Annotated in this window: 15 protein-coding genes; 1 reads left to right on the top strand and 14 read right to left on the bottom strand. The window is 31.1% G+C overall.

The genetic code is table 11. The features are described 5' to 3' along the window. Nucleotides 1–15 precede the first annotated feature (15 nt). From CSGHG_RS12615 to CSGHG_RS12680, 13 genes are all read right to left on the bottom strand, one after another. Nucleotides 16–3,108 carry a phage tail tape measure protein gene (locus CSGHG_RS12615; RefSeq protein ID WP_010295870.1) on the bottom strand — a complete coding sequence of 1,031 codons (3,093 nt, stop codon included), beginning with the start codon at nucleotides 3,106–3,108 and terminating at the stop codon, nucleotides 16–18. Nucleotides 3,109–3,367: 259 nt separating this feature from the next. Continuing rightward, nucleotides 3,368–3,817, bottom strand: coding sequence for a phage tail assembly chaperone (locus CSGHG_RS12625; RefSeq protein WP_010295876.1), 450 nt, complete (start codon nucleotides 3,815–3,817; stop codon nucleotides 3,368–3,370). 22 nt (nucleotides 3,818–3,839) lie between these two features. Beyond that, the gene (locus CSGHG_RS12630; protein WP_010295878.1) at nucleotides 3,840–4,250 is read right to left on the bottom strand and encodes a phage tail tube protein; all 411 of its coding nucleotides are present in this window, start codon (nucleotides 4,248–4,250) and stop codon (nucleotides 3,840–3,842) included. Nucleotides 4,251–4,267: 17 nt separating this feature from the next. Then, complete coding sequence (locus tag CSGHG_RS12635; RefSeq protein WP_010295881.1) at nucleotides 4,268–5,692, bottom strand: phage tail sheath subtilisin-like domain-containing protein; 1,425 nt, start codon at nucleotides 5,690–5,692, stop codon at nucleotides 4,268–4,270. Between the two features lie 3 nt (nucleotides 5,693–5,695). Continuing rightward, entirely contained in the window at nucleotides 5,696–5,899 is a 204-nt protein-coding gene (locus tag CSGHG_RS12640) for a hypothetical protein (protein WP_010295884.1), read from the bottom strand. 10 nt (nucleotides 5,900–5,909) lie between these two features. Next, complete coding sequence (locus CSGHG_RS12645) at nucleotides 5,910–6,734, bottom strand: DUF6838 family protein (RefSeq protein ID WP_010295887.1); 825 nt, start codon at nucleotides 6,732–6,734, stop codon at nucleotides 5,910–5,912. Between the two features lie 3 nt (nucleotides 6,735–6,737). Beyond that, nucleotides 6,738–7,178: a hypothetical protein gene (locus tag CSGHG_RS12650; protein ID WP_010295889.1), complete on the bottom strand. Its 441-nt coding sequence runs from the start codon at nucleotides 7,176–7,178 to the stop codon at nucleotides 6,738–6,740. A 24-nt stretch (nucleotides 7,179–7,202) separates the two neighbouring features. Then, nucleotides 7,203–7,580, bottom strand: a complete 378-nt coding sequence (locus CSGHG_RS12655; protein WP_010295892.1) for a hypothetical protein — start codon at nucleotides 7,578–7,580, stop codon at nucleotides 7,203–7,205. Then, complete coding sequence (locus CSGHG_RS12660) at nucleotides 7,577–7,915, bottom strand: hypothetical protein (protein ID WP_010295894.1); 339 nt, start codon at nucleotides 7,913–7,915, stop codon at nucleotides 7,577–7,579. The genes CSGHG_RS12655 and CSGHG_RS12660 overlap by 4 nt, the downstream gene beginning before the upstream one ends. A gap of 43 nt (nucleotides 7,916–7,958) precedes the next feature. Further along, nucleotides 7,959–8,993, bottom strand: coding sequence for a phage major capsid protein (locus CSGHG_RS12665; protein ID WP_010295896.1), 1,035 nt, complete (start codon nucleotides 8,991–8,993; stop codon nucleotides 7,959–7,961). An 18-nt stretch (nucleotides 8,994–9,011) separates the two neighbouring features. Then, entirely contained in the window at nucleotides 9,012–9,389 is a 378-nt protein-coding gene (locus tag CSGHG_RS12670; RefSeq protein ID WP_010295899.1) for a DUF2190 family protein, read from the bottom strand. Nucleotides 9,390–9,403: 14 nt separating this feature from the next. Continuing rightward, entirely contained in the window at nucleotides 9,404–10,804 is a 1,401-nt protein-coding gene (locus CSGHG_RS12675) for a hypothetical protein (RefSeq protein ID WP_010295905.1), read from the bottom strand. Nucleotides 10,805–10,811: 7 nt separating this feature from the next. Next, nucleotides 10,812–11,204, bottom strand: a complete 393-nt coding sequence (locus CSGHG_RS12680; protein ID WP_010295908.1) for a hypothetical protein — start codon at nucleotides 11,202–11,204, stop codon at nucleotides 10,812–10,814. Nucleotides 11,205–11,289: 85 nt separating this feature from the next. Here CSGHG_RS12680 and CSGHG_RS24690 point away from each other — a divergent pair, with 85 nt between their 5' ends. Further along, the gene (locus CSGHG_RS24690) at nucleotides 11,290–11,415 is read left to right on the top strand and encodes a hypothetical protein (RefSeq protein ID WP_268869866.1); all 126 of its coding nucleotides are present in this window, start codon (nucleotides 11,290–11,292) and stop codon (nucleotides 11,413–11,415) included. Nucleotides 11,416–11,513: 98 nt separating this feature from the next. Here the strand turns inward: CSGHG_RS24690 and CSGHG_RS12690 are convergent, their stop codons facing one another. Continuing rightward, a complete protein-coding gene (locus CSGHG_RS12690) occupies nucleotides 11,514–12,521 on the bottom strand; it encodes a hypothetical protein (protein ID WP_010295911.1) in 1,008 nt (335 codons plus the stop codon). Between the last annotated feature and the right edge of the window lie 76 nt (nucleotides 12,522–12,597).

Raw genomic sequence — 12,597 nt, forward strand, 5'->3', positions numbered from 1 at the left:
AAGAAGTAACTTTCATTACTTCTTTATATTTGATAATGCTTGCTTTAATTTATATGCAAATTGTGTTGTTGCTTCCTTAACTATACTATCAATGTCATAATTATTTTGAAAATTATTTTCTACCTCTACATTAACACTATTATTTCCACCTGCCGCAATAAGTTGAGGCTTAGCTACGCTAAAATTCATTTTAGGTTTTTCAGTGTTTTCTTGAGTTTCTGTGGAAGAAAAATCCTGCTGTAAAAACTTTCTTGATTCTTTATTATTCAAAATTCTTTCTCCACCTTTAAATAATCTTGTTTGTTTTCCTACAACGATTTCAAATCCCTTTTCTGCTACTTCATAATTACCAGGAGAAGTATTGCCTATTCCATTTGCTTTTCCACCTCTAAATTTAGGACCTGCACTTATAACCTGTGCTGGACTAGGCCCTGGAAAATTATGATTTTCCTTATATGATTCATTTATATTATTAGTTACTCTTTCAAATACCTCTTTTATAACAATTTTTTTCTCAGGTATATCCATAGCTATAAATTCTCTTATTTTTTCCATCATAGCATCAAATTTATCTCGAACTTGACCTGTTTCCCAATCAACCTCATGAACATGATCTTGTGCTTGTTCTTGTGCATGCATTACTACTTCCTCATGCATACCTTGTGCTGCATTTATAGCATACTCTTTCTGACTTTCTGCAGCTGAAATTATCGTTTGAGCTTCTTCTGGTTTTAATGTGCCTAACACATCTCTTTGATACCTTGCACTTTCAATAACTTTATCTGCTTGTTCAGTTGCTGCATTTATTGCCTCATCCATTGCTTTTTTACTATCTTCAACTACCTTTGCGGCCTGCTCTGCAGTTAGTGCTGTTGTTTCATATGCTAATTGTCCTAATATTTTTTGTTGTTCAGCAGATGTTTGAGAAATATTTTCTACCATTTGATTCATCATATTTTGTCTTATATTATTTACTTCAATTTGCTCTTGAGAAGTTATTTCTCTATGTTCTGCAGCTGCATTTCTATAAATCTCATTTATTCTTTGAAGTCCTTGTTGTAATATTTCTTCTTCAAATGCTTGTTTCTCATTTACTCTATTAAGAATTTCATTGCTTTTTTCATCAGTAAATGCCCCTGACATTGCAAAAAATTCTTCCATTGTTTTATAAGTATCTGAATATTTTTGAGAAATTGTTTGATGTATAGTATTTCCCATTTCTGCGAATTTTCCTGTTATAGCTGTGGCAGTTTCTTCTGTTATTTTTTCACTCTTTATTTTAATATTCATTAGACTTGCTCCTAACTCTACATCTAATTTTCTATATGCATTCATTCCTTCAGCGGTAGACTTAGATAATCCCTCGCCAAATTCTTCTATAGCAGGTAATGCATCCTTAGATAAATGTTTATATAATTTATAAGCTCCAACTCCTGCCGCAGCTATACCTATTGTCCAAGGACTTAAAAGAAATGATGAAGCTTTAGCACTTAATCCTAATCCGCCCATAGCCTTACTAGCAACATTAGTAGCAGTTGCAACTTTAGTTACGTTACCAGCTACTGCTCCTGTAGTTTTAAATATTCCTAAAGTAGTTCCAATTCCCTTACCTACCTTTACAAATCCACTCAATCCAGTAACAAGTGTGTTAATGCCTTTACTTAGTGGTCCTATAACTAGGGTTCCTCCTGCTAATACTCCTATTGATTTTTTAGCTGAAGGAGATAACTCATTAAACTTATGAGCAAGTTCAAAAGTTTTATCTACAATTTTCATTATTCCAGTAGTTATATCCGGTATTTTAGCAGTAAACCATGTAACAAATTCTTTAGCATATGGTGCTAATCTTTCACCTAGTTCTATTTTCATACCCTCCACTGCGCTTTGAAGAATAATACATTGTCCTGCTAAATTATCAAGTTTAGTTTCTGCCATTTCATCTGCAGCACCCTTTGTTTCTTTGAGTTTCCTACTTAGATCTCCTAAGCTTTGTCCACCTTGATTCATTAAAGCCAACACACCCGACATAGACTCTGTACCGAATATTGTACTTATAACATCTGCTCTCTCTTGGCTTGTTAACTCTCCAAGTGAACTATTTAAATTATCTATAACATCACTTAATGGCTTCATATTTCCTTGTGCGTCAAATGCATTAATGCCATATTCATCCATAGCACCTGCTGCTTCTTTAGTTGGACTTGCAAGTCTTGCCATTGCCTGTCTTAATATTGTACCTGCTTGACTTCCTTTTATATTTGCATTTGAAAGTAATCCAGCTGCAGAAGCTGTATCTTCAAATGAAATTCCTAAAGCCTGCGCTACTGGGGCTGCATATTTCATAGTTTCCCCTAAATCTGTAACATCTGAGTTTGTAGCACTTGCACTTAATGCCAGTACATCTGCAACATGTGATGTTTGTGATGCATCTATATTAAACGCTCTCAAAGTACCACTTGCTATATCAGTTGCAGTAGCTAAATCTAAACCTCCTGCACTTGCTAAAGAAAGTAATCCTGGCAATGCTGATGTTGTTTCCTTAACACTAAACCCTGCTTGACCTAGCAACTCTTCTGCCTGTGTTACTTCTACTGCCGACCATGCTGTAGCAGCACCTAACTCTTTAGCTGTATCTTTTAATACCTTCATTTCTATATCAGTAGCTTGTGTAACTGCCTTAACATTAGATAATCCTTGTTCAAAATTTGCAAATGTTTTAACCGATGATCCTATGCCAAGTCCTCCAAGTGCAATTGCCCCTGCAGTAACTATAGCTGCTATTTTCTTTAATGCAAACTTTGAAAAATTACTAAATTTAGATTGTACTTTTTCTACCGTTCCACTTGCTTCATCTTTAACCTTTAACTTTGCAGTAGATTCAGTTTTATCAAATTTATCTGTTTTAGCTTGAACTTTAGAAACAGGTGATGATACCCTATCTTCCAATTTTACTGTACTAACAAAAACCCTATCCTTAAACCTATTCATTCTAGATTCAACTTTATCTAAAGGTGCTGATATTTTATCATTTATTTTGGCACTAGGACTAGCAGTAATTTTATCTAGTTTCCTCATCCTTTTTTCAGTTTTTTCTGTATACTTTTCCATAGCTGAAAGTTTATTTTTAGATTCAGAATCTCCATTAACATTAACATTAATCCCAATGCTATATACTTCTTTTTTAGCCAGTTACATCACCTCCTGGCCTTTTCATGAGCTTTCATTTCTTGTTTAATTTCATAATCAGTAAAAGCGAGAAGAATTCTTCTCGCCATATCATTAATTTGAACATTATAAAAGTCGTGAGGACAAATATTATGCTTTGTATACATATTGTACAAAGCTGTTATTCTTCCGCCACGACCTACTAGTTTTTTATCTTTTCTACATCCTCTAATTCATCATCAAACCCACTTAATTCTAAAACCTTATCTGCAAGATTAGATGTTTCACCAGCTAAAAACTTTTTCTTTATAACCTGTCTTCCATCACTTGCTTTTAATCCTTCTAAAAGTTTTTCATTATTCCAATTAGGCTTAACTGTAGCAGATTCTATAAGTGCTGCATTAAACTCTTCACTATCTAATTCTTTACGTCTTTTTCCTCCTCTTTCTTTAACTGTATATGTGCATTCCTTTCTAATTCTATTTATTTCTTTTTCACTCAATCCTTTAAGAGTAACAGGAATACCTACCCTTTCTATTATATATGTTCCAGTTGGAATCTCTGTAGCCCCCATAAGTTTATTTATTATTTCCTCTTCTTCCATTTGTGCTAATTCCATTTCTTCTACCTGTTTTTGTGTTAAATTTTCCATTAATAATTCCTCCTTAAATTTATTATTCTGCTACTATTTCATCTAAAAATTCATAACCTTCAAAAGTGAACGGAGTTTCCTCCTCTACAAGCTCATTCGCCTTTAAGTTAATAAGTTGCAACTTATCTGCCATACAATTTTTCAAACGTATTCTCTCATAACCATAAGCCTCTGGATCTTCAAGACATGATATTATTTCAAATCTTTTAAAACCTCTTTTTATCATGTCACTAGTTACTTTATAACCATTCATTGAACCAGTACCTTTTTTATTTCCTTGTTTATATCTTGTCCACTCATCTCCAACTAAATTAAGTTCTTTTTTATCCAATTCAACTTCAGCGGTTGTTTCCGTTAAATTTGTTTGCCATACTCCATCTATAAGTACTTTGCCTTTAGAACCATGTATAGTTCTACTCGAATCCAATGCCATTCATATCACTATCCTTTCTACTTCCTCACATATCCAGTTCCATAAATACGTTTAACAACATCAACATAAGTTGCATCCCATCTCCAAAAAAATTCATCTGATACTGCATTTTCTTGAAGTTCTTTATCTACTTCTACTATAAAGTCATTTTCTATAATTCCTATCTTAGCTAAAGTTTCAAAATATTTTTTTAATGCACAAATTATTACTGTTCTACCTGTATCATCATTATTCACTTTTCCTACAAAATCTTTTCGTTTAAGTGAAGTGTCACCGTCAACTGCATTTAAAAATTTAACTGCACGAATTGAACCAAATACATCTGATTTATCATCTGGATAGTTCTTCAACGTATTAACGTCGTCCACAATGATTACATCATTATCATCTTTTGCTAATACTAAAGTTCCGCTATTCAATGCAGTTTCAATCTCAACTTTAGATAATCTAGGTTCAACTTCATCAAAAACAGTTACAGCATTACATAAACTTTCCCCTAATCCTTGTCCTGTTCCAAGTGCTGCTACATATACTGCTACCTCTGCTTGTGTGTATTTCCTTCCTTCATAGTAGCCATGACAGAAGATATTAACTATATCTTCATGATTAAATTCTTTTGATTTACTATTTGCCTGTTCCAAAGTTTCTTCTTTAGACCCACCTAAGAAAGCTATTATATTTATACCTTCATTTTTATTTCTTATAACCCATTCTTTCACACAGTTTTGAAGTGATGTATCTGTTACACCATCTAATGTAAAACCATCTATTCCATAACTTTCAAATGCTTTCATAGCTTCTAAATAACATTCATTGGTGATTGAACTTATGCCATCATTTCCACCTGTAAACTTTTTATTTGATATTTCACCTAACAATCCAGTTGCATTATCAATTTTTTTAGCATTTATATATATGTTTTCTACATTACTGTTAATTCTCTCAACTACTTCATCTAAATTATTATCTAAAGCAGTTATAGCAAATAATTGTTTACTACCTTCAAACAGAATTAAATCCATTTTATCCTGCTCTATTAAATTTGTTCTTACAGTTATGTTAAAATCTCTTGTTGTGGGATATTTACTTTCTAAAGTTATAATATCTGTAGGTGTATTTTCACTATTCTTTAAAGTTAGCGTTAAACATTTTGCGCTATCATCTATCATTCTATAAAGTAATAATTCTTTTGGATTTCCTAACAACGCTAATCTACCTAATCTAAAAGCAGTTAAATCCATATTCTCTCCAAATTCTTTTTTTAGTTCTTTTTCGGATTTAATAGATACTACTTTTTTAGTTGGTCCCCAATCCGATTTTACTGGCATTGCTAAAATACCATGTATGCCAGTTCCAATTCTTTCTTCTGCCTTAGTTTTAAAACGATTATAAAATCCTGGTATTCGTGGCCTGTTATTTTCATTCCAATTTCCTGTAGCCATATGTTACTGCACCTTCTTTCCTAAAAATTCTTTTACTTTCTCTTGAAATTCACTTTTAGTAAATTCTTTTTCCTTTGAATTAAATAAAGCACCTGCAACTACTTCTCTTTTGTAGCCAAGTGCTTCACAATTATTTAAAAAATCTTCTATTGAATATTTTGTTTCTACCTTAGTTGTTTTTACCTCTACTGTAGTTTCTTTTGCCATATTAGCCCTCCTATTCTAAATTTCCTCTACCATAAATTTTTTCTATTATAGGCTGTTCCTTTTGCTCTATCATCTTTCTTCTAAAGAATTTAACTGTTAATTGTCCCTTAGATAACATATCTGCTTCTCTATCTTCCTGTATACTTTCTATAGTAAGATATCGTTTGTCTGCTAAATTTAAAGGTATCTTTAAATCTGTAATAAGCTTATCTTCTATAGTGTCTAATAACTTGTTAATCTCATTTTTATTGTTATTAGCTACATGACAAACTAAAGTCTTATTTTCTTTAATTAAAGCCCCACTAATACGTTCTTTATTCGTATTAGCTACTCTCCAAAGTATAGAAGGCACTTGAAAGTTTTGTTTCCAACTATTCAAATACACAGGATAATCAGTTATTTGTTTAGTATAACTTTCTAAAGCATCTAACCAAGTATCTGTATTCTCTTCATCTTCTTCATGTAGTGCTATAATACTAAACTTTAATCCTCTAGCTATTGCATTCCATTCTTCATCTATAATGTCTTGTCCTATAGTACCTTCAAACACACAAGTGAAAGTTTCATTTTCTTTTAAGTCTTTAATTACTTGCATATTTAAAGCTTTTATTACTTTTTCAGATAATAAATCTAATTTTTTAAAAGTAGTTCTTTTCTCATACAACCATATTTCTATAGTTCTTTTAAAACCAACTACCTCACCATTATCATCATCACTACCTTGCAAAATTACTGCATATGGCTTAACACTATCTTTATCTGGAACTGTAGGCTCGTAACAACCTTTAAATTCTGGAATATTACTTAATAAATATTCTCTTATTCCTGCCCTCAATTTTTAATCACTCCAATGTTGAATAATTGTTTCTACAATCATTCCTTTATTTCTCTCTAAAGTATTTTCTAATGTTTTGAATCCTTTTGTTCCTGGATGATGTACGACTTTTGTCTTTCTCCAATCACCATCACTTCCTCTAAAACATAAATATGGTTTATTTTTAGGTGTTATAGTATGTGGTTTACTTCCTTCTTCAAGAATTCCCCCATATTCAACACCATGACTAATAAATATACTGTAATTATTGCCTCTTACATTTACTCCTCCATGCATTGCTTGCCTTGCATGGTTTGTGCGTGCCTTCCACGTTTTATTTTCTTCACTATCCTTCCAATCTGCATTTGTTTTAGCTTCGCCCTCTAATACGCTAGCCCAATTATCACACAATGCATACATGCCAGCTTTTTTTCTATCAATAAAATCAAACACTTCAAACCCCATATTACTCACTTCCTTATCACTTATTTAGTCTGCACGCTCCAAATCACATTGATACCCACATATTTCATTTTTAATTATTTGTGGATATACTGCTGTTATTTTCATATGTCCATATAAACAATCAAATTCTATAAAATTCTTAGAATCTACTTCTAACTTATTTGTATAATCAACTAACATTCCATATCTTCTAGTTGTATATGCAGTACCTATAGTATTACTTGTAGTAATCATTTCAGGGTGTTTTTGATGATATATTCTTACTGTTAATTTAACTTCTTTTTCTTCTTCTTCAAAATACCCATCTTTTAAAACTTTAATTACTTGTTTAATTATTATTTCAGTAGGGTTAAGCTCAATGCTTTTTAAAATATCAGCCTTTCTTCTTTCTACAGTAATCATAAATTTATCTCCGTATCAATTCCTAACATAAAACTTCCAATTTCTTTTTTTTTATTACACATGGCTTTATATTTTTCTGCATTTTGGTAAGCTACTGAAACTAAATCTTTTATGTTAGCACTTTTATAGCTTTCCTCACCTGTTTTATATTCTGTTATTTCTCCTACTGAATTTTCATACTGTGTAGCTTTTAATATCCATCCTTGATAAGCAGCACAATAAATACAATCTGATTCTTCAATAAACATTTCTATTTCATCATTAGAAAAACTCTTACTATCTTTATCATTTAGTAAGAGTCTTAATTTTATTATTGATTTATCTGTTGGTGTCATAAATTTACCACCTCATAGAAAAATAGCACTCACAAATTGAATGCTATTTTAAAGTTATTTCTTGAACATTTTCTTCTATTGCTGCATAAACACCTCTGTAAGCATATCCAATTATCTGTTCCTCTACTAATCTACTTAAGTCTCCTGCTTGAGCTTCTATCTTTAGGTCTTGTCTTAACAACTCTTTAAATCCTCTTTTAGGTCTTATCAAATAGCATTTACCCTTATCTACCCCTGCATAAGATACTTTCTTTTTACCTACAGTTGTTTCCCAACCATCGTAATAAATTACACTATCTATTCCGCTTACTGCTGGATACGTAGTTCCATTTATTTGATAGCCACCTTTAAGCGCCATTTCTATATTATCTTTATCCATACTGGATGCTAATAATATATTACCTGCTCTTTTCTTACCTCTAGTATCACTTAATGCTTTATTAAATGTTTTATAATATCCTACCCATAAATCATCTTCTGCTGTTCCTTGGTAAGTAGTCTTATTATCAGCTTTATATGAAAATCCAATTATAGGATTAAAATATATATGGTTAAGTAATGCATTATAAGCCTCACCCATAGCTTTATTTAAAATTTCCACTGAGAAACTATCATTGAAATCCTTCATTTCTTTTGTATATTCAAATCCTGCAGTGTAAGTTAAGATTCTGGCAACTGGACCTTGTTCAGCTTGCAATGAACCAAATTTAACTTCTTGACCTTCCATATGTTCACTAAATATTACAGTTCCATATAATGCCCATTTTGCATCAATAACTCTTGGCATGTTTGCATCTGATAGTAAATCATATATTGGTTTATACAAAAGTGGTACTTGTTCACGTCCTAATTCAACGTCAAGTACCACTTTTCTTAATAGATCTTTATATTGCTCTAAACTGCCACTTCTAAGCATTTCTCCCATAGGTTTTGTAAGCTCTACGGCCTCCATTTCACCATTAACTATTTTTTTATCTACTTCAAAGTTTTGTCCATTTAATACAAATGGAATTTTTGTTTCTACTGTTTGCTTTCTTCTTTCAGCTTTAAGTGTTTCTGTACTATAAATATTAAACATACTTTTATCCTCCCTTTATTATGCTTGTGGTCCTAATATGAACCAAATAACATTGTTAGAATCTTTAGTAGCACTAACTCTACCTACTTTTCTATTACCTGTGTCTGTTTCAGTGAACTGCTTTTTTGTATCATTCCAATATATAGAAGTACCTACTGCAAATGTTTGAGTTTTATCAATTTGATCTGTTTCAAATTCTGCCTGTTCAATATTAAGAACTACTTCTTGTCCTGTAGTTGCCGATTGAGTTGCCATTCCAAAGAATCCATCTATTAAATAGAAATTACCTTCTGCTACTGCTCCTATAGATTTAACTCTTACTGATTTACCATCACTTATTTTACCACTTGATATATTATATAAATTACTTGGTATTGGTTGACCTTTAAATGCCATTATTAGCTACCTCCCTATATTGATACTTTTTTTGTTCTTAATGTTGATGTTGTTGAATCTCCATTACTAGGAGTTTTAGTTCCTGCTGGAGTATCTATATAATTATTAGAAATAAAGTTTTTAACAAATTCATCTTTTAATACTGCATCTATTTCACCTGCTATAATTTCTTTAGTAGATCCTTCTTCAACTTTTAGCATTTTTCTAACTAAGTTTTGAGCCATTTCACCATTAACCTTTTCTTTAATTACTTCATCAACTGTTTTATTAAACTCAACTTTCTTATTATTTTCTATAGCTTCATGTGCTTTTTTTGCAACGTCTACTATATCCATTTCGCCACTAATTTCTAAGGCTTCCTTAACTTTTATCAAAGTATCTTTAGCTTCTACTGCTGCTTTAACTTCTTCCATTTCACCAGCTATCTTATCTGTTGTAAGTCCCATTTCTCCTAATACTTGTGCATATGTTACTTGGCCAGTTTGAAGTAATCCTTTTAAATTTTTCATTAATTCTTCAAATGTCATATTTTTATTTCCTCCTTCATTCATTTCTCCTGTTGTTATAGGTTCAAAAATTCTTCGCTCTGCAACTTCTGTTTTATCTCCTAACACAACTTGATTATTGTTTATTGTAAATGGAATACTATATAGCTTTGTAGGTAAGTTTTGTTGTTCATATTCAACTATAATTGTACTATCATCATATCTAACACTTCTCACCCAAACATAACTACCATTTCCATTAGCATTAAAATAAACTTTAGCTGCTTCTCTTAAATCTTCTTTAAGTTTTTCAAAAGAACCATCTAACTGTTCTCCTTTTGCATGCTCATTTATATCTTCCATTTCCATACCAACTATTTTAGTCGGCATTCCTGGTCTGTGTAGTGGTGTCCAATCAATTGATAATGGATTATAACCCACTACTTCTATTTCTCCTTTAGCTCCCTTTTTAATCTTAGGATATCCAAATATACTTACTTCTTTTATTCTACCTGTTCTAAGCCATCTTTTAAGATTGGTCGCATCAGCATCTATAAGTCCTCTAAAATAAGCTTTATCACCTTTCATTTCTGCACCTATCCATGATGTAGCAGGTGGAACAAACTCTGTGCTTATATTTTCAGCTTTTTGATGTCCCAAAAATCCATTTAAAGTATTTGAATTAGTGTAGTCAACTATATCCTTTAAACTTTTAGTTGTATAATTCCATCCTCTTTTGCTTTTAGTTGCTGGTATTTCAACAACTACTTCTAAAGGATCTTTATCCATAGCTTTCATTGTCTCTACATCTACACCATTAGCCAAAGGTATATCACTCGGTTTTACATTTGATATAGTAGCATTAAGTAAATCCATTTCACCTGTAAGTATTTCTTCTGCCATTTCTCCTATAGGAATTTGTACATCCATCTTACTTTCACCTCCCTTCAACTCGACTTTTTAAAGTATTACTCATGTTTCTAGTTACTTTTTCAGTTAATTCATCAATATTTGTTTCATTTTTATTAGTAAATATTGATTTATTATCTCTAATTACTTGATGTAATCCTAAAGCTATTTCATTTACTATAGTTTCTTCATCACTATTTAATAAATCTAAACTTCTTTCTTTTACTATTCCATGTATTAATTCATGCAAAAATGTTTGTTCCTGACCTTGTTTATCTTGTACTTGATTATTAATTTTAATTTGATGAAATTCAAAATCTATCATTCCCTTACACTCGCATCTGTCAACTACAAGTACTTGATTTGATATTATTATTTTATAGTCACTTGAACCTATTCTCACATTATCCAAAACATCCATAACACACCTTCTTTCTGTTATACTTAAATTGTAGTACATGCTTTCTAAATTTAATCTCTACTAAATTTGGAAGGAGGTGATTTTTATGACAAAAGGTAAATGTACAGAAAAGCCTGCTAGAAAAGGCCCAATGACAGTAAAAGTAAAAGGATATACTAAAAGCGATGGAACAAAAGTAGATCCTCATAAAAGACATACTCCTAAAGACTAATTACATTTGCATGTACTACTTTAATTTTACAAATAATAAAAGCACCCAGACTTCTCTAAGTGCTTAATTAACCTCTATATTCAATTTTTATATAGTAACTAAGTAATATATTTCTTATAAACATTTTGATACCAACTTTCTAAACTTGGTTCACTCATAGGATTTGCTTGCCACCTTTTAAGTCTTTGTACAAAATCTTTTGGTTTTTCAGTTACAGTAATTACAGTACATAAGCAATTAGGATGAAATGGATAGCTTGGAGCATTCTCTACTGGATAAACACCACTCCCCAAGCCATAATCATCTACACCACATATTGCATCACACATATCTGGCTTAGGATGTGTATTAGACAGTATGTACTTTATACCTTTAGCTGCAGGATTGACACTAGCTGATATCAATGTTCCTTCTCCATATGCTGCGGTCATTTTTGTTCTTGCAAGCCTTAAAGATTCATAACTAATATCTGAAGGTACTCTATTTCCTATTCTTTTTATCATATTAGGATAATCATCAACTAATGTTTTTTTACCCTTTAAAACATATTGGTCTAACATTCTAGCAGTCTTAACACAATCTTGTCCTTCTGCTACTGCTCCTTGAATTATAGTAGTCATAGTATTTCTATACTTTTCAGCTTTAGACCATATATTATCTGAAAGATATAATCCTTCTTTTGTTCTATTCCATATTGCTTCTACTGCTTTTTCATTAGTTCTAAAATACATTTTTTCAATAATTGGTTTTTCTATTTTTTTTACTCCTGTTTTTTCTATTCCATTGATTAAAATAGCTTTAGAATACCCTGTCGCAGCTTCTATATTAGCTTCACTATATTTTTTAAAATTGTTAATTAATTTCTTTTTAAGTATCCATTCACTCTGACTTAATACAAGATACATTTGTTCTAATCTCTTTTTATTAAAAGGTGATAATCCTTCTTTTTTTAATTGCTTAGATATATTATTAGTAAGCCTTATATATATTTCTCTAATTTCTAAGTCTTGTTGAAATCTTAAATCTATAAATCTCTTTCTAGATTTCAATGCCCATATTTTATAATCTCCTGCTATTGATTTTAATTCATCTATTTCTTTACTCATTATTTTTATAGCTCCACAAATTTTTAAAATTTTCCAAAGTACTTAATCTCAATATACCTTTTATAACTTTTAAAAA

It is taken from the genome of Clostridium senegalense JC122, from assembly GCF_000285575.1.
In the GTDB taxonomy this organism is placed as follows: domain Bacteria; phylum Bacillota; class Clostridia; order Clostridiales; family Clostridiaceae; genus Clostridium_J; species Clostridium_J senegalense.